The organism is Urechidicola sp. KH5 (assembly GCF_054661455.1).
Map to the genome: position 1 here is coordinate 980,738 of NZ_BAAFSW010000001.1, position 19,293 is coordinate 1,000,030.

The 19,293-nt window shown below is 30.6% G+C and carries 17 protein-coding genes; 1 reads left to right on the forward strand and 16 read right to left on the reverse strand.

The window, feature by feature from the left end; all coding sequences use genetic code 11:
• Positions 1-6 precede the first annotated feature (6 nt).
• Entirely contained in the window at positions 7-1,047 is a 1,041-nt protein-coding gene (locus ACYQ5R_RS04465; protein ID WP_460189711.1) for a sensor histidine kinase, read from the forward strand.
• Here the strand turns inward: ACYQ5R_RS04465 and ACYQ5R_RS04470 are convergent.
• The 16 genes from ACYQ5R_RS04470 to ACYQ5R_RS04545 all read right to left on the reverse strand — a co-directional run bounded on the left by ACYQ5R_RS04470 (position 1,021) and on the right by ACYQ5R_RS04545 (position 19,172).
• Positions 1,021-1,842, reverse strand: a complete 822-nt coding sequence (locus tag ACYQ5R_RS04470) for a glycosyltransferase (RefSeq protein WP_460189712.1) — start codon at positions 1,840-1,842, stop codon at positions 1,021-1,023. The two genes, ACYQ5R_RS04465 and ACYQ5R_RS04470, sit on opposite strands and share 27 nt — an antisense overlap.
• Before the next feature lie 344 nt (positions 1,843-2,186).
• A complete protein-coding gene (locus ACYQ5R_RS04475) occupies positions 2,187-3,518 on the reverse strand; it encodes a UDP-glucose dehydrogenase family protein (protein ID WP_460189713.1) in 1,332 nt (443 codons plus the stop codon).
• Positions 3,518-4,801, reverse strand: a complete 1,284-nt coding sequence (purD, locus tag ACYQ5R_RS04480) for a phosphoribosylamine--glycine ligase (RefSeq protein ID WP_460189714.1) — start codon at positions 4,799-4,801, stop codon at positions 3,518-3,520. The genes ACYQ5R_RS04475 and purD overlap by 1 nt, the downstream gene beginning before the upstream one ends.
• Positions 4,802-6,160, reverse strand: coding sequence for an undecaprenyl-phosphate glucose phosphotransferase (locus tag ACYQ5R_RS04485; RefSeq protein WP_460189715.1), 1,359 nt, complete (start codon positions 6,158-6,160; stop codon positions 4,802-4,804).
• An 8-nt stretch (positions 6,161-6,168) separates the two neighbouring features.
• Positions 6,169-7,167: an NAD-dependent epimerase/dehydratase family protein gene (locus ACYQ5R_RS04490; RefSeq protein ID WP_460189716.1), complete on the reverse strand. Its 999-nt coding sequence runs from the start codon at positions 7,165-7,167 to the stop codon at positions 6,169-6,171.
• 18 nt (positions 7,168-7,185) lie between these two features.
• The gene (locus ACYQ5R_RS04495) at positions 7,186-8,361 is read right to left on the reverse strand and encodes a glycosyltransferase (protein WP_460189717.1); all 1,176 of its coding nucleotides are present in this window, start codon (positions 8,359-8,361) and stop codon (positions 7,186-7,188) included.
• 3 nt (positions 8,362-8,364) lie between these two features.
• Complete coding sequence (locus ACYQ5R_RS04500) at positions 8,365-8,904, reverse strand: WcaF family extracellular polysaccharide biosynthesis acetyltransferase (protein ID WP_460189718.1); 540 nt, start codon at positions 8,902-8,904, stop codon at positions 8,365-8,367.
• Between the two features lie 358 nt (positions 8,905-9,262).
• Entirely contained in the window at positions 9,263-10,171 is a 909-nt protein-coding gene (locus tag ACYQ5R_RS04505; protein WP_460189719.1) for a glycosyltransferase family 2 protein, read from the reverse strand.
• Complete coding sequence (locus tag ACYQ5R_RS04510; RefSeq protein WP_460189720.1) at positions 10,168-11,211, reverse strand: glycosyltransferase; 1,044 nt, start codon at positions 11,209-11,211, stop codon at positions 10,168-10,170. Before ACYQ5R_RS04510 ends, ACYQ5R_RS04505 begins: the two co-directional genes overlap by 4 nt.
• A 91-nt stretch (positions 11,212-11,302) precedes the next feature.
• Positions 11,303-12,178: an NAD-dependent epimerase/dehydratase family protein gene (locus ACYQ5R_RS04515; RefSeq protein WP_460189721.1), complete on the reverse strand. Its 876-nt coding sequence runs from the start codon at positions 12,176-12,178 to the stop codon at positions 11,303-11,305.
• Between the two features lie 9 nt (positions 12,179-12,187).
• Positions 12,188-13,513, reverse strand: coding sequence for a lipopolysaccharide biosynthesis protein RfbH (gene rfbH / locus ACYQ5R_RS04520; RefSeq protein ID WP_460189722.1), 1,326 nt, complete (start codon positions 13,511-13,513; stop codon positions 12,188-12,190).
• Between the two features lie 3 nt (positions 13,514-13,516).
• Positions 13,517-14,590 (reverse strand): CDP-glucose 4,6-dehydratase, encoded by a 1,074-nt coding sequence (gene rfbG / locus ACYQ5R_RS04525; RefSeq protein ID WP_460189723.1) that lies wholly within the window; start codon positions 14,588-14,590, stop codon positions 13,517-13,519.
• Entirely contained in the window at positions 14,578-15,354 is a 777-nt protein-coding gene (rfbF, locus tag ACYQ5R_RS04530; protein WP_460189724.1) for a glucose-1-phosphate cytidylyltransferase, read from the reverse strand. The genes rfbG and rfbF overlap by 13 nt, the downstream gene beginning before the upstream one ends.
• A 5-nt stretch (positions 15,355-15,359) precedes the next feature.
• Positions 15,360-16,352: an FAD-binding oxidoreductase gene (locus ACYQ5R_RS04535; protein WP_460189725.1), complete on the reverse strand. Its 993-nt coding sequence runs from the start codon at positions 16,350-16,352 to the stop codon at positions 15,360-15,362.
• A gap of 317 nt (positions 16,353-16,669) precedes the next feature.
• The gene (locus tag ACYQ5R_RS04540) at positions 16,670-17,920 is read right to left on the reverse strand and encodes an O-antigen ligase family protein (protein ID WP_460189726.1); all 1,251 of its coding nucleotides are present in this window, start codon (positions 17,918-17,920) and stop codon (positions 16,670-16,672) included.
• Positions 17,901-19,172: an O-antigen ligase family protein gene (locus ACYQ5R_RS04545; RefSeq protein WP_460189727.1), complete on the reverse strand. Its 1,272-nt coding sequence runs from the start codon at positions 19,170-19,172 to the stop codon at positions 17,901-17,903. The genes ACYQ5R_RS04540 and ACYQ5R_RS04545 overlap by 20 nt, the downstream gene beginning before the upstream one ends.
• Positions 19,173-19,293: the final 121 nt, after the last annotated feature.

Here is a 19,293-nt window from a genome sequence, read left to right on the forward strand (position 1 = left end):
TAGGCAATGAAGTTCAAAAAGACCTATTCTTTTGCTTTTCGGTGTTCTATATTCATTGCGCTTTTCTTTGTTTTTGCATTATATTCATTAGAATACATCCTTCAACAAGAAGTCCCGACAAATATAATTCTTATTACAGCCTTTTTAGGTTTTATATTTTCTTTTATTGTAGTTCAAATACGTGTTGAGCGTTTTATTTACAAACGAATAAAAAGTATATACGACAATGTTTCTTTATTAGATTCTAAAGATCTAACGAAAGCTACTATAACTACGGATATGGAAACGCTTTCTAAAGAGGTTAAGCGATTTGCTGAAGAAAAACAAGTGGAGATTGCAAACCTTAACGAACGAGAATCGTATAGAAGAGAATTCTTAGGTAACGTTTCTCACGAATTAAAAACACCGCTATTTACTGTTCAAGGTTACTTATTAACGCTCATTGATGGCGCCATAGACGACAAAGAGATTAGTGTAAAATACCTAGATAGAGCAAACAAAAGTGTTGAAAGACTTGTGTCGATTGTAAAAGACTTAGATATGATTTCTAAACTAGAGTCTAACGAAATGTCTTTAAATATCCAACAGTTTAATATTATTGAGCTGATTAATGGCGTTTTTGATTTGTTAGAAATGAAAGCCCGTAAACAACGCGTTGCACTTACTTTTAATAAAAAATATGACATCCCTATCTTGGTGTATGGAGATGTTATTCGCATGGAGCAGGTACTTATAAATCTCTTAGTTAATTCGATTAAATACGGAAAAGTTGGAGGCACCACTGTGGTAAGTATTGAATCTTATGGAAATCAAAAAGTGTTGGTAAAAGTATCAGATAATGGCGAAGGAATTAAGAAAGAGTACCTTTCGCGATTATTCGAACGATTTTATCGAGTTGATCAGAGTAGGTCTAGAGAACAAGGGGGCTCTGGATTGGGGCTTTCTATTGTAAAGCATATAGTTGAGGCCCATGACGAAACCATACTTGTAAAAAGTACTTATGGAAAAGGATCTGAGTTTTCATTCACGCTCAAAAAGGTGAAATAACTCTTCTGGTAGTGCAGTATTTAATTTTTTAAATCCAGTATAATTTTTTAACTCTTTAAAAAGTTCAACTTTAAAATCTTTTAATTGGCAATAAGGCGCAATATTTATCTCTTCTAAATGTTTTGCCAAGTATTGCTGTTCTGGTTGTCCTTTGGTAGGAATAAAAAATGCTCTTTTTTCTAATTTTGCAAGATCAAGAATTGTTGAATACCCCGATCTAGCAATTACCAAATTGGCATGATTTACTAATTCATCTAACTGTTCTGTTGTACAATAATTAATACGTGTTATTCTATTGTAAACTTCATTTGACTGTTTGCTTTCTACTACACCCCTAACAAGTGTAACCGAACCTTTAAATTTTGACAGTTCTTGTAGTAATTTGTCTTCCATTTGTGTGCGTAAAGGTTCCAAACCAGAAAGAACAACTAGCACTTCAATATTTTGCTCGAGTTGTTTTTTCTGAAATCTACTTAATACCCCTAAGAACTTGACATTAGTATTATATCGGCAATTAGATAAATTTCCACTTAGAACTTTTTCTTTTACATCAGGTATCCAAATTTCATGAAATTGATGGATATATCTTGATTGTATTTTAGAGGCTATTTTGTTTGGTAATTCCAGTTGATGGGATACAAAAACAGAAGGCGTATCTGGGTGATAAACACCGTATCGATTGTCTGAAATAATTCCGGCAAAATTATACTTAGCGTGAAACTCAGAAACCCGTTTTCTCTCAGAATTTATTGCTCTTAATACTTTAGGTGATTGCCACAACAAATATGGCAACATAAAAGCTCCGTTCTTTGGGTATTTAATTTGATAACTAGGGAGCTTTTCAAACGTAAGATTTGGGAATTCTTTTTTCAGTAAATCTAAAGCACTACCATCACTAGCAATAATAGGATTAAACCCTTCTTTTAGTAATTTTTGTATAAGGGGTATACACCGAGTAGCATGACCTAAACCCCAATTTAATGGGGCGATGAGTATGTTTTTTGTATTTTGATTCTCTGAATTAATAAAGAATAAATTGTCAGTTTGATATATACTTTATCAAACTCGGAATGGCATATCAAACTAATTTATCTAAAGCAGAAAAATATGCTAAAAATGAGATTGTTTGTTAATTAAAACTATCCTCTTTTTTTACCTATCTGGTAATATTCAAATCCTTGAGATTCCAAATCAAATACATTGTATTGATTTCTACCATCAAATATGATCGGATTTAAAAGTTTAGACCTAATCACCCCAAAATCTGGAGATCTAAACTCTTTCCATTCAGTTAAAAGAATCAAAGCTGAAGCATTATTTAAAACTTCATATTTTGAATTTACATAGCTAATTCCCTTTACATCTTTTAAATAAAACGTTTCAGCCTCATGCATGGCTTTTGGGTCGTAAGCAATTACTTTAGCCCCTCTAGAAACAAGCTCCTTAACCACATAAATTGCAGGTGCTTCTCTCATATCATCAGTTCCTGGTTTAAATGCTAATCCCCAAAGGGCAAATGTTAAGACCGATAAATCTTCACCAAATCGTTTTACAATCTTATTAGCAATCACTAATTTCTGACGGTCATTCACCTTTTCTACAGAAGCTATTAAATTAGCATCATACTTGTTTTCACTTGCGATTTTTGTCAATGCCTTAACATCTTTAGGAAAACAAGAGCCTCCGTAACCACTCCCTGGATAAATAAAACTATAACCGATTCTATTGTCAGAACCGATTCCTTTTCGAACAAAATTAACATCAGCACCAACCAGCTCGCAAATATTTGCAATCTCATTCATAAAAGAGATTTTTGTAGCTAACATAGCATTGGCAGCATACTTAGTCATTTCAGCAGAACGGATATCCATTCCAATAAACCTATCGTTGGTACGCAAAAATGGTGCGTATAATTTTTGCATAGTGTTTAAAGCTCTTTCGCTATCAGCACCAATAACGACTCGGTCAGGTTTCATAAAATCGTTGATGGCAGCTCCTTCTTTCAAAAATTCAGGGTTTGACACAACATCAAAAGTAAAATCTAGATTTCTTGAGTCTAATTCCTTTTGAATTGTTTCTCTTACTTTATCGGCCGTACCAACTGGAACAGTTGATTTATCAACAACAACCATTGGCTTATCCATCAGTTGACCAATTTGTTTTGCAACAGTAAGTACATATTTTAAATCAGCTGATCCGTCCTCTCCCATCGGGGTGCCAACCGCTATGAAAACAGCCTCAGAAGAATTTAAGCAAGAATTTAAATCTGTACTAAAAAATAAGTTTTCTCTTTCAATATTTGATAAAACCATAGATTCCAATCCAGGTTCAAATATTGGGATTACTCCATTTTTTAATTTTTCTATTTTATGATTATCAATATCAACACAAGTAACATGGTTCCCCATTTCAGCAAAACATGTTCCTGATACCAAACCGACATATCCGGTTCCAACTAATGTTATTCTCATTAATTATTTATTAGATCAAAGCCTATATCATTCCTAAATTTCATATTTTCAAATGATATTTTCTTTATATTTTTATATGACTTCTTTAAAGCTTTTTCAAAATCTTGACCATAAGACGTAACCGCAATTACTCTGCCTCCGCTAGTAATAACACTGTTATCTTTTATGGAAGTACCTGCATGAAAAACAAGCGAATCAGATACGTTTTCTGTACCTGTAATTACTTTTCCTTTTTCATAAGGTTCTGGGTATCCTCCAGAAACTAACATTACGGTAGTAGACGATCGTTCATCAAACTCAGCCTTAACATCACTTAATGTATTGTTAACACATGCAATTAACAATTCTAAAAGATCAGACTTCAATCTTGGCATCACAACTTCTGTTTCCGGATCCCCCATTCGGCAATTATACTCTATTACCATTGGTTCGTCTTCTACTTTAATCAAACCAAAAAACACAAAACCCTTATATGGAATACCGTCTTTTTTAAATCCGTTAATAGTTGGTTCAATAACTCTATCCGTAATCTTTTGCATGAATTCATCAGATGCAAATGGCACTGGAGAAACAGCTCCCATACCACCCGTGTTTAGTCCTGTATCTCCTTCGCCAATTCTTTTATAATCTTTGGCGCTAGGTAACTGAACATAAGCATTACCATCTGTTAACACAAAGCAGCTCATTTCTATTCCGTCTAAAAACTCCTCAATCACAACGGTATTACTAGCCTCACCAAATTTATTGTTGGTTAGCATATCTTGCAATTCATTTTTTGCTTCTTGAAGATCTTCTAAAATCAATACGCCTTTACCTGCTGCTAAACCATCTGCTTTTAATACATAAGGAGGTTTTAACGACTCTAAAAATGTAAATCCATCTTCAAGATTGTCTTTTGTAAAGCTTTCGTAAGCCGCCGTTGGAATGTTATGACGTTTCATAAATTCTTTCGCAAACTCTTTACTACCTTCTAATTGAGCAGCATATTTCTCTGGACCAATAACTAAAACATGTTTTAATTGTTCGTCTGCCAAAAAGAAATCGTGAATTCCTTCTACCAGAGGTACCTCTGGACCTACGAGAACTAAATCAATTTTATTATTGACAACAGTCTTCTTTATTCCTTCAAAATCAGAAACCCCTACAGAAATATTCGTTCCAACTTCAGCTGTTCCCGCATTTCCCGGAGCTATAAACAGGTTATTTAACAATGGGCTCTGCGCAATTTTCCAAGCCATAGCATGTTCTCTACCTCCAGACCCTATGATTAAAACGTTCTTCATTTAATATGCTTTTTCTTCGCCTTTAACGGCATTTAAAACTGTTTGCAAAATTATCTTAATATCTAAAACAAACGACCAATTATTGATATAAAATATGTCCATTCTTACCCGGTGTTCCATATCGTTGTCGGTTTCTATTTCTCCTCTTAAACCTCTTACTTGCGCTAAGCCTGTTACACCAGGCTTTACAAGGTTTCTAACGAAGTATTTATCTACCACTTGTGCATATTTAATCGATTGACTCGTCATATGAGGTCTAGGTCCTACAACGCTCATATCTCCCATAAATACATTAATAAATTGAGGTAGCTCATCGATACTTGTTTTACGAATAAACTTACCAACCTTTGTAACACGAATATCACCTTTAGTTGCTTGCTTATTATCTGCCTCTTTATTTACTGCCATAGATCTAAATTTATAACACAAAAATTGCGAACCATTTAACCCATCTCTATTTTGTTTGAATATAAGAGGACCTTTAGATTCCAATTTAATTATAATGTATAACAAAATACTCAACCAAGACAGCACAAAAAAAATAATAAAAGACGAAAACAATACATCGAAAGCTCTTTTAGAATATTTGATTATAGGGTCGTCAAAAGGAAGTTTTTTAAATGAAAGTACAGGAACATAATCGTAATACTGTACTTCCATACCATTACGAAACATGCCCATTGTTGATGGAATAAGTTTTACACTGATATTGTGTTTCTCTCCAAATTCAATAATGGTATTTAAGTCTTTTCTTTTAAAGTCTTCTATGGAACAATATATTTCATCAATTGAATTTTCCATTACATATTCAAAACTATCCATAATAGTACCGAGATACTCTGCTTTTGATTTGTGCTTTTCTTTATTTGAAAAAAAACCTTTAAAACGATATCCTAAATAACGCCTTTCTTTGAAGAGTTCTTTTAAAGAGTTTACCGCACTACTTCCTCCTAAAATTACAACCTCTCGATAATTTCCACCAAAAACGCGATATCTTCTAAGAACATAAACCTTGATTAATTTAAAAAAGGTTATTAACGCAAAAGAGATAGATAAAAAGTAAAACTGATTTCCGACAGAACTACCTTCTTTGAATAAAGTAAAGTATGAGAAATAAATAAAAAAGAATAGACCGAATTGTACTAATAATTTAGATACAACCCTAGTTAGTTTGGTGTATCTATATACTTGATAAAATTTGGTATAACCAGAAATTATCAACCACCCAAAATTAATATAAAGTAAATATGAATAATCAAAAAATAGTTCTCTAGAATATATTAATGCAATAGCATTTAAAACAATTACATCAATAATTATTGAGAGTGGCTTTAAGTATGTAGAATATCTATATTTCAAAAATCAAACTATTCAAAATCTTTAGGACTCTCATCAGTCCAGTGTTTTAAAGCCGATCTAAAATCATATTTGAATTCAAAATTATTGTCAATCAAATATTTAGGGACAATATACGTAGGAAATCCTGCTTTTCTAACCCTAACTGGATGAATATCTGTCTTCTTACCTAGAAGTTTAAAAATAATTTGAATAAAAAATGCGACAAAAGATAAAAATCTTACAGGAATACTAAAGGTTGGCTTTCTGTATTTTAGTTCATCCTTAACTATATCTACCATGCCTCTTAAGTTTTGCAATGGGTTTTCGGCATAATTATATATAATAAAATTCTCTTCCTTGCTCATTGTAAAATTTATACTGTCCAGAAGGCCGTAGATGTAACCATAGCCTTTAACAACATTTCCACCATTGGGTAAAACAAAAGAACCTCTTTTTATCCCCTTAATCATCCTAAAAACATTTCCAGGATCCCCTGGCCCAAAAATTACACTTGGGCGAACGATAATAAGTTTTCTTGAACTATCTCCTGCCAACCATTTTTCATGAATCTTTTCGCACAGCGCTTTTGAAATGCCATAAGCAGTTTCAGGATATAAATTTGAAGTTTCATTTCTAGCTTCCAATGATTTCCCATACGGAGCAATACTACTTGTAAAAAATATGTTTTTAAAACCATTACTTATGGCAAACTCATTAATATTTGTCGCTCCTGCAATATTAGTGTCAAAATACTCATTAAATTCATGTCCGGGTTCTCTATGCACTGCTGCCAAATTAAATATCCAACTTGCATCCAAATCAATTTTTTCATTAATACTAATTTCAATAGGATTGCGGACATCTCCTTTTAAGAATTCTAGCCTTCCTTCTTTAAATTGAATGTCAAAAAAAGGCTTAATATTTAAGTCAAAAACATAAATCTTATCAAATCTTTTAATTTCAATAAATCTTTTTACAAGAAAAGATCCTATATAACCAGCACCTCCAAAAATAATTGCAACTTTCACAAAGGTTAATTTAAAAAATTATAGTTTATTAATAAGTGAGTTCAAGCTAAAATATTTAGATGTAAGTTCTTTCAATGTTTCTAAATCGTTTGCTTGGTTCTCAATTAATTCAATTATTGCTGCAAAAATAACAGAATAATCCCATGTAGTTACTACCTTTTTCAAGTCATTTTCTTCAAAAAATTGTTTGAGCTCACTGTCTTCATCAGTAATTACTAATACCTTACAACTAGAAGCTAAAATATTAGGAAGTTTAGAAGGCAAAGACCCCTTAGATGTTCCCTCTAACTGAGGAATAATTTGAACAGTACTTTTATCATATAATTCTTCAATATTTTCCCTATCAACTAATTGAAAAAACTTTATCTTATTATTCTTGTTCTCATTTTTTAAATCTTCTAAAACATTTCCTTGAGAAAATATAAAAAAGTTCCATTGTGGTTTCAATTTAGAAATATAGTCGAAAAGTGCTTTCAATCCTTTAGGATTTTGCTTATCTCCTAATGCTCCAGAATAAACAATATTTATATCATTCTTATCAATTAAATCACCCAAACAATCAGTAATTACATTTTGATTTATCGAAACAAACGGGTACTGTACTTCACATTTCCTCAAATCTAATTTATAATTATCTTTAGCCTTCATCATCATTTCCTTTGACAAGAAAATAACTTTATGGCAATACCTCAAATTAGCACCTTCTATAAAATTTATCAATGCGCCAATTATCCTACTAAAAATTCCTTTTAATTTATTGGAATATACTTCTTGCAAATCATGAACAATTCCAATAGATGTAGTCTGGGTTTTTAAAAACAATCTAATAAAATAAAAGGCTAAACTAGGAGGGAAAATAGGTATTAGAACATCAATTTCTTTTCTATATTTTATAATTTTGGTAATTGCAAAAATACTGAACCAAACCTCCAAAACCACTCTTCTAAAAACCTGCCTTTCAGGGTATTTGATCCAAGATCCACCTCTTATTATCCTTATTCCCTCTATTTCTTTTGTGCTTTTAACTGGTTTCCAAGATGGATACAAAGGGTGGGAACATATTACTGTAATTCTATGACCCTTTTCTCTTAAAGCAAGAACCATATCTGTATTAAATTTCCCTGTTGATATTGGTTCCGGAAAAAAAAATGGTGATAAAACAAAATAGTTCTTGGCTACATTTTCTGATACCATTCCTTATCTATTTTTTATTATTTTAGCAGGTGATCCTAAGCACACTTTTCCTGATGGAAGATCGGAGAAAACGCTACTTCTCGCCCCAACAATTGTTCCTTTTCCAATATGAACTCCAGGTGAAACATAAACATCAGTTGCCAACCAACACTCATCTTCAATTATTATTTTCCTAGAAAGTATTGGAAATTCTATTTTAGTATAATCATGAGTACCTGTGCATAGGTATGATTTTTGAGAAACTACTGTATTCTTACCAATAATTATTTCTCCCAATGAATACAATACCACTCCATCTCCTATCCAACTATAATCTCCAATATTTACCTTCCAAGGATAGGTTATTTCTACACTTGGTCTAATGATTGCTTTTCGACCAATTTTGGCTCCAAATAACCGCAGTAAAAACCTTCGCCAATTGTAAAGAAATTGTGGAGATAGTTTAAACAAAGTTCCTTGAACTAACCACCAAAGTTGAACCCTAAACTTCGATCGACCTCTAAATCCTTCAGGAGTTCTATATAGACTTAAATCTTGTATCACTTTGCCTTATATATTTTGAGTATATTAATAATATATTATCTTAAAATTACCTAGATATTAATATCATTTTATTTAGAAGCTAAAGTATGGACATTGCTTCACAAACGCAAATACAACTTCTAAATCATTTGATTCTACGGTTAAAATATTATTGAGATACCATTATAAATTCAATATGATTTTCTGAATTAAAAATTCGTTTAACTTTAGGATAGTCGATGATTTCCAAAATTGAGGATTCATAAAAAATTTTAATTTCAGTTTTATGAATTCATATGTCTATAATTTTCACAGTATTGTCTATCATTTTAAAATATTTTTGAGCAACAAATGATTTTGAATTATTTCTAATAAACAACTATTTTCTTAGATAATCTAACACATTAAAAGGAAATTGTAAAAAAGCTTTAAAACCATAATATTTATATAATTTCAAAGAATTTGTAAAATTTAAAAAATTATATAAAAAATGTGCGTGCGACTGTTTTTCAAAAAATAATTTAATCGTTTTAATATTTTCTTTTCTATCATATCCATATTTTGGTAGCGACTCCAAAATTGGCACAAATTCTTCAAACTTTAAACGAGAAACCCTTTTAAAACTGGCATAACTGGCTTGCCCATCTCTGTAATTAATCCAGTTCTTTTTTGTTAAATAAACAGGGCCTTTACTACTTGAATAAAATGAATATAGTAAAGGCGCTGACAACCATTTTTTCATTTCATTTTCTCTCAACTCTAACAAATTGGACTTCTTATAAATACAAGCCGTAATTAAAATTAAGGAACCGTAATATTCTCTAAAAACTTCATTAACCGCTTCTTTGGAATCCACCCTTAATCCTGTCTTTCCCGAAAAAATTCTATTACCAAAAAATAGGAAATTTAAAAAAATGAAATTCAGATTCTTATTCTCATCGATTATTTCAAAAATATTTCGAACCACCCCTTTCCTTAATTCATCATCATCACTTACGAACCAAACATATTCAGTTTCCGCTAATTCAAGTAAATTATTTATATTTCCTACTATGCCCAAATTGTTTGGATTTATAACCAAATCGAAAAAATCCCTTTCACGTTTATAATTTGATAGAAAATCCGCGGTTTGATCGGTAGATGCATTATCACCAATAATAATATTTACGCGATTTAATAAAAGATTATCATCTTTAAATTCATTATAAAAAAACTCAAGCTGCTTCTTAATAAATTCTAACCTATTATATGTGGGGATACAAATTGTAAGTTGCTTCTTTGCTGTCATCTTTTCAAAACTTTCTTTAATAATTCTAATTGAAAATTTGAATTGTAATATTCATCAATAACTTTAAAACACTCTCTTCGGGACTCTTCTTTATTCCATGAATTTTCAATAAATTTCAATAGACATCTGCTTAAGTCAAAGATATTATCTTGTTCGTAAAAAAGTCCGTTCCTACCCTCCTTAATAATTTCGAATTCCGGCATTTGATTAGAAAAATTATTGTGAGATATAACAGGACAACCATAGGACATGGAATGAATTGCTGTCAAACCGACATTACCAGGTGAAACACATACCGTCGAATTAAAATAAAATTCACCTATTCTATATTCATCATAACAAGCCCCATAAAACCAATATTTGTCCTCGAGACCTTTAGACGATACTAAATTTTTAAGATAATCCATTTTGGGACCGTCGCCGAGTATTAACACATTAAACTCTTTACCGTCCAATTGCAATAAATAATGAGCCTCAATTAATAAATCGATTTTTTTCACACTCGTAAGACGACCAGTAAATATAACGACCGGATCTACATTATTGAAATGGTTTTGAAATACTAAGGACGGTCGCAAAGATTCTCGAATCTCCTTTTGTTTTTCATAATCAAGGGAGTTATAAATGACATGTAACTTTTCTAATTTTATATTTTCCTTAAGCATTAAATTCTTCGCGTAATTTCCATACAGAAAAATTCCAGTACTTAAATTAAAAAATACTCTTTTTATCTTTGATTTTAAAGCACCCTCTCTTCCATACCAACCATGCCCCCAAAGATAAATTTCCTTTCTTAAGACAATATTTATAAATAAAAAAAACCAGTTAGAAAGACAAAATACATCACCAGTAAGTATAAAAACTCTATATTTTTTTTTTAATAAAATTGGAATCATTCCTTCAATCCAATTTAACTTTCCAAAAAACACCCATGTCTTTAAATCAACAACAGAATTCGTAAATAATTTTTCATCTATTCTTTTAATTCTTCCTTCTTCAATATTTCCAAAATAAAAATCACAGTTCAATTCTTTCTCCATTTTTAAAAAAATGTTTTCCCTGTAATGTGAAGGATAATTAAAAATACACGCAACACTGTTGCTAAACTTTTCTCTCATTTTGATTGCTAATTCATAATTCCACCTCTAAAATCCTTCTTATTCCATCATCTATTGAGTATTTTGGAGTCCAACCTAAATTGATCAATTCCAAGTTATCCGCTTTAGAAGTCATAATTTCATTATCTCTATAAGGGATTGCTCCAAAATCAATTCTTGATTCACTTTTAGTAATATTCTTAATGGTCATTATAAAGTCTTTAATTGCTATTTCTTTTCCTAGACCAACCTCAAATTCCATATTCGAATCTGGAAGAAACTCGATTGATTCTAAAACAAAATCATAAGCATCCACTACATCATCTATAAAAACAAAATCTCTAGTCTGTTCTCCTAAAGTGGTCTCAATTTTTTTCTCATTATTTTTAAGCTTATTTATTATAGATGTTACAAATTTACTGCTTGAATCAAATGGGCCGTACATATGAAAAATAATCATATTTACTAATTTACATTTTGAAGATTCCAATAATTGAAGCCAATCAATTGCATGACGTTTTGATAATGTATACTCTCTCAAATATGAATAATTATAACTAGGGTTGTTGAAAAAACTATCAGTATTAATAAAAAGTTTAACTCCATGATTATTTGCTTCTTCAAAAAGATTAATTGGTAAAAATATATTTGTTCTTAATACATCTTTAATCGATTCTCCAATTCTATTGTAAACGGTAGCAGCATGAATAATACAATAAATTTCATTTTCTTTAAAAATTAAACTATGCTCAACATCCGAAGAATAAATCTTATAACTTTCATTTGAAATTCTAAATAAGTTATCTAACTTAAATTCTAGTCCTATAACTCTATACTTTTCACTAAATTTTTTGGCTAACTGACTTCCCAAAAAACCATTAATCCCTGTTATTAAAACCGTTTTTCTCACGAATCAATATTAAAAATTCAATCCGAAAAATTCTTCTAACTTTTCCCCAATAAAATCAAAATGCTCTTTTCCCAATGCAGGATATAATCCAATCCAAAAAGTATTATTCATTGTTACATCGGTATTAATTAAATTACCAACAACTCTATATTCTATATCTTTAAAATAAGGTTGCTTAGTTAAATTTCCAGCAAACAACAACCGAGAACCAATATTGTTCTGATCTAAAAATTTAAGCAAATCAACTCTATTTACACCACAGGTCTCTTTTAAAGTAATTGCAAACCCAAACCAAGATGGGTTACTATTTTCAGTTGGTAATGGTAATTGTAAAAAATCTGTTAGGTTACTCAATCTATCATAAAGTATTTGAAAATTTTCTCTTCGTTTCTTAATAAATAAATTTGCTTTATCAATTTGAGCTAAGCCACAAGCTGCTTGTAAATCAGTAATTTTAAGATTATATCCCAAATGAGAATAAACATATTTATGATCATACCCATAAGGTAAATCTCCGTGTTGCTGCTCAAAACGACAACCACAGGTATTATCGCACCCTGGAGCACAATAACAATCTCTTCCCCAGTCTCTATAAGACTCCGCTATTAATTTTAATTGAGAATTATTAGTAAATACAGCTCCTCCTTCTCCCATAGTGATATGATGCGCTGGGTAAAAACTTAAGGTTCCAATATCTCCAAATGTACCTACCAATTTATCATTATACGTTGCGCCTAATGCATCACAACAATCTTCTATTAACCATAAGTCATGCTTATCACACAATTCTCTAACTTTCTCTAAATTAAAAGGATTCCCTAAAGTATGAGCTAACATAATTGCCTTAGTCTTAGGAGAAATAGCTGCTTCAATTAAGTCTGCATTAATATTATGTGTATATTTATCAACATCAACAAATACTGGAATTGCACCAAATTGAACAATAGGATTTACTGTTGTTGGAAAACCTGCTGCAACACCAATAACTTCATCCCCTTTTTTTATTGCTCGCTCCCCTAATTTAGATGAAGTTAAAGTGCTGAAGGCTACTAAATTCGCTGATGATCCAGAGTTTACCGAAATACAATGTTTAATGTTAAGAAAATCAGCTAATTTCTTTTCAAATTGGTCATTAAACCTACCTGTTGTTAGCCACCCATCTAATGACGCGTCAACCATGTTTTGAATTTCTTCATTTCCTAAGACCTTACCTGCTGGAGGAATTACTGTCTCACCCGGAACAAATTCTTTATGTTTATATATTTCTTGTGTGTATTTTTTTACTAATCCTGCTATTTCCGCTCTTAGATTAGTCAATATTTCTTTATTATCCATAATTTAATTAATATAATCTGCTATTTCTTTCAAACATCTACTTTGCATATCCTTGCCATTTTGCCAGTCCTGATGCCACTGAATTATTGATTTTAATGTTGAGTCCAATGACTTTCTAGGGTGCCAGTTCAATCTTGAAGCAGCCTTAGAACAGTCCAATTTAAGATAACTTGCCTCATGAGGATTATTGTTTAAATCAAGTTTCCAATTTGCTCCCTGCCCCCATTCTTTTACCATAGTGTCCAATATCCAATTAACCGGTTTACAGTCCTCATCTTTAGGCCCAAAATTCCAAGCCTCCGCATATTTATCTCCATTTTCATATAAATGTTGAGCCAAAACTAAATAACCAGATAACGGCTCCAGCACATGCTGCCATGGTCTTGTTGCTAAAGGATTTCGAATTACAACCGATTCAGATTGTTCAAATGCCCTTAAAATATCTGGAATTAATCTATCTTCTGCCCAATCTCCACCTCCAATTACATTTCCAGCCCTAGCCGAAGCCAACGAAGCGGAATTATTAGTGTTGAAAAATGAATTTCTATATGCCGCAGTTACCAATTCTGCACAACCTTTGCTATTGCTATAGGGGTCATGACCACCCATTGGCTCATTTTCTCGGTATCCCCATTCCCATTCTTTATTTTCATAGCATTTATCAGTTGTAACTGAAATAATAGCCCTCAAATTTGAGCAGCTTCTAGCTAACTCCAACACATTTACAGTACCCATTACATTGGTTGAATAGGTCTCAATCGGTTCAAAATATGATAATCTTACTAAAGGTTGAGCAGCCATATGGATCAAAATATCAGGATCGAATTGAATCATACTTTCTTTTAAGCTGTTCAAATCTCGTATATCTCCAATCTTTGATTGCATATTGTCCTTTACATTTGCAACATTAAATAAAGAGGGCGATGTAGGTGGAGCTAAAGCATAGCCCATTACTTTAGCACCCATTGATTGCAACCATAACGACAACCAACTACCTTTGAATCCAGTATGGCCAGTTAAAAACACATTTTTATTTTTCCAGAATTCTGGGTCAACTGTTCCCTTTACTTTTCCCATACTTTCCAAGGTGCTTTATTCAATTCCCATAACTCTTGTAAATAATTTTTGTCCCTTAAAGTATCCATCGGTTGCCAAAATCCAGAATGTTTATAAGCCATTAACTGGTTGTCAGCTGCCAAACCTTTTAATGGTTCTTGCTCCCAAATAGTTTCATCTCCAGATATTCTTTCTATTACTTTAGGTGATAAAACAAAGTAACCACCATTGATTAATGCTCCATCTCCCCTGGGTTTTTCCTGAAACCTACGAACCTCGGCATCAACAATATCCAGCGCACCAAATCTTCCAGGAGGAAAAGTTGCAGTGAGAGTTGCGTCTTTTCCGTGAGATTTATGAAAATCTAATAATAATTGAATATCTATATTTGCTACACCATCTCCATAAGTCAAACAAAATGCTTCTTCATCTTTTAAATATGGATGCACTCTTTTCAACCGTCCTCCTGTCATTGAGTTATCGCCTGTGTCAATTAATGTAACAGTCCATGGTTCAACTCTTTTCTCATGCGCAATCATTTTATTATCTTTCATGTAAAAAGTAATATCTGATTGGTGTTTAAAGTAATTGGCAAAATACTCTTTAATAAGATATCCTTTATATCCGCAACAAATTATAAAATCATTAATTCCATAATATGAATAAGTTTTCATTATATGCCATAAAATAGGTTTTCCGCCAATTTCTACCATTGGTTTTGGTTTCGAAACTGTTTCTTCACTTAAACGTGTACCAAGCCCACCGGCCAAAATAACTGCTTTCATATAGTTTAATTTGAACTCACAAACGCGTCTGAATAAAATTGATCTTCAGATAAGGAATTTTTTAACAACAATGATCTCGATGATTCTATCATTTTTATGGAGCCACAAGCATATACCTGAGCTTCTTCTAATGCAATCTTTTGTTTTAAAAGTTTATCCTGAACATAAACCTTTTTGCAATTTGATTCAATATTTTCTTGAGATAAAACCGGTATGAATTTAAAATTTAGTTTTTTAAACTCTGGCAACCAAAATAAATCTTCTTTCAGTCTCCCGCCCCAAATGAGTAGTATTTTTTTTGTCTTATATTTTTCAGAATGTTCATTCAATTGTTCAAGAATCGATTTTATTGGAGCAACACCTGTTCCTGTGGCTAAAAAAATAACATTTTCAAAATTAGAATCTCTCATCGTAAAAGTACCTAGCGGCCCTTCAATTCTCAACAAATCATTCTCATTTGCCTCTTCAAACCAATATTTGCTCATTAAACCATTGGGGTACTTTTTAATATAAAATTCCAATTTTTCATCAGATCTTCTAAAATTTGCAATAGAATAACTTCTTTTAATACTACCTTTTATAATATTAACATATTGTCCCGAAGAGAAACCGAATTCAACTTTTGGGGGAAAACGAAGTGTAACTTTTATAACATCAAGTGTTAGTTTTTCAATTTTATGTATTTTAACGGGTAATGTCCTGACTTTCTCAAAAAAAGTGTTTCCAATTTCTTCAATATCAAGTTTCAAATCAGTTAAAGGACTGGTTATACAACTTAATATTTTTCCTTGATTCTTTTCTTCCTGTGACAGAATTAAATCATCTTGCATATCCAATGTTTTACCTTTTAATAGTTTAACAACACAACTTCTACATCTCCCTGATTTACAACTATGCTCTAAAGTAAGTCCTGCGTCAATTGATGCTTGAAGTATTGAAGTGTCATCGCTACATTTGAAGGATTTATCATTTCTTAATTTAATTGTAAAGTTCTTCAATTATAATTACGTTTTTGAATCGCTATGAAACTCAATTTTTAATCAATTAAGGTGCAAATATACCTAATTACCTACTTTTATTAAAATGTTTGTCATTGACATTTATTAGGAAGGAAACAAATATTTTCAATCACTAATAATTTAAAATAAGATTATAAATTCTATGTCCCAACTAATTTTAACCTGTTCCCGTAAAGATTAATCTTGCCTTAATAAGAAATTCATTAAACTTTCTTTATTATAATGGACATATTTCCCCACTTCACGTTATTGAAATTTAAATAACTCATCCTTTATTGTATCTCAACAATTCAAATTCATCTTTTAAGCTGACTAATACTATATGAATTTACCATAAATAAAAGGTTTGTTAAAAAAGAAAATAATATTACACCTGATTGTCTATTAAGTAAATTTTCAAATAGAAAAACTATCGAATAAAAAAACATGACGTAAAACAAAACTTGATTCTTAAGAAATACAGCAGACCTAAAAGAGTATGCTATCCATAATAAAAAAACTACTAAACCAATAAAACCAGTTGAAAGAGTAAAATATAAATATTGATTATGAGTGTTATACAAGCCTTTGGCAAAATTCAATTTCAAGCCCAAATAACAATAATCTAATACATTCTGAACATCACCAATACCATAACCAATAATTGGAGCCTGTAAAGCAGAATTTAATGAACAATTATAAATATTTAGTCTTGTACTAGTTGAGTTCAATTCATTCAAAGTGACATAAGTCCCTTTATTAAACAATTCATAAAACCTATTATTTTCTTTAGGCGTAATAAAAACAAATAATATCAAACCAAAAGATAAAGTTGAAACAAACTTAATTTTTACTCCTTTTGAAGCAATCATAAAAAAGGTTATTGCACTTGCCAAAATCACGCCTTTACTCATCAATGCAATCAAAAATAAAGCCTCGAATAAAATTGCTACAAGAATCGAATACCTCAGAAATTTATTATAACTATACTCTTTAAAAAGTTTTATTCCAAACAAAATTCCTACAAACATAAAAACTGACAAATAAATAGAATGTTCTCCTATGAATGGAATGTCAGAAACTCCAAGTCTTATAAAATTCGAATCAAAAAAAGAATAATTTGGGTGTCTAAATTTTAACAAAAAATAAATTGATATTAAAACATAAAAAAAATTAGAAAAAACAAAGGTCATTCCAAATAAATTCAACTTTTCTTTTATCACTCGACGGTCTAAATTCGAATAAAATAAAATAAAAATTAACGGAAATAAAATCATGCTTGACATTGTTCCAATCTTTTTCAACCCTAAATCCAAATCACTTGAATAGAATAGGCTTAATACTAATAATAAGAAAGGACTCAATACTATCAATAAATGTTTAAAATTAACTTTTATTGTTTTATCAGTCCCTAAAACAAACCCAACAAAAGATATCATAATGAATAAAATAACAAGTAAACTTTCAAATTTACCTGGAATGAGAGGGTAAAGTCCAAAAATAACAAAACCCACATTCAACAATTTGATTCTGAATTTTCTCAACTGATTAATAGGGTTTTGATTCATAATAATTAGATTTTAACCTATATAAATACCCCATGAAAAGACCTAAACTCAAGTATAACCCTTTATGCATCCATAAAGTAAAACTAAACATTGTTTCGACAAAAAAGTAGACATTTAATGAAAAAAGAAAAACAATTATCAAATCATTTTTTCTATATTTTAAGGTTGTAAGTAACATATAAACAAACATCAATATCATAAATAAATCTAGAAATAAACCAACTAGTCCAAAACTAGACATGTTTTCTAAGAAAAAATTATGAGGGTAGGGTAAGATTGAATATTGATCAAAAACATTGGGACCAATTCCAAATGGGTTTCTAATGAAAATCTTAATAGTGTCAAAATAAGCAATATATCGATCACTTACCGAACTATTTGTTCCCTTAAATAATATTCTACTAAATAAAACTTCGAAATCAATATAATTTATAGCGACTATTAAAGCACAAATCATTAACCCTCCGATAAAGAAAAGAGTTCGTTTTCTAATTTTTATTTTAGCTAAGAATACATAGGAAAATACACTTGTAAATAATGCCAGCATTACACCTCTAGTATTAGTAGCCATTAACATTAAAATTAAAAGAGGCAAAATCAAATAATTGAATTTTAACCTTTTTTTTGACTTAATATTCATAAATCTACCATTAGAAATAAAAATTACAAAGGAAATTAAAGCTCCAAAACCTAATAACTGGCTAAACGGGATAGGGATAACTCCGGGTAGAGTCAATCGCCATATTTGACCATAATATTTTATGAAATAGATACTGGCCAAACTACCGAAAAATATAGACAATCTAAGTGTTATCCGCATTAAAGAGTAAATTTCTTCCTCTGGTTTCTTAGCGTTTATAAGAATCAATTTTGAAATAAAGTAAAAACTACTTCCCAATATTAAATAACGTAATGAAAAATCCAACGATTTATAAATATCTAAGGAAAAAAAAGAAATTACAAATGAATAAAAAATAGTTATGTAGAAAAAAACATCAAACTCAGAATTTATAAATTTAATTTTTCTCTTTCCTTTCAAAAAATATCCAAAAATTATTACAAGAAAAGACATTAAAGGAGTAAGTGCTCCCAAAAGAAAACTAGACTCATAAGAACATCTCAAACAAGGATCACTAATATTCAGTTCATTTAAAGATCTAATAATATTTATTTGAAGTAACAAACCAATAGCATAAATCGGTCTTTTAAACCCCAAAAACAGTATTGTGAAAATAATAACTACAGCAATCATTTAATTTTTATTTCTTCCGATGTATCAAATCTACATGTAATTTTAATCCTTTAGTCAAAATTTTAATTAAATAAAACTTCTTTAATGAACTTTATTGTAATTATTTATTATTGCTTTTTCA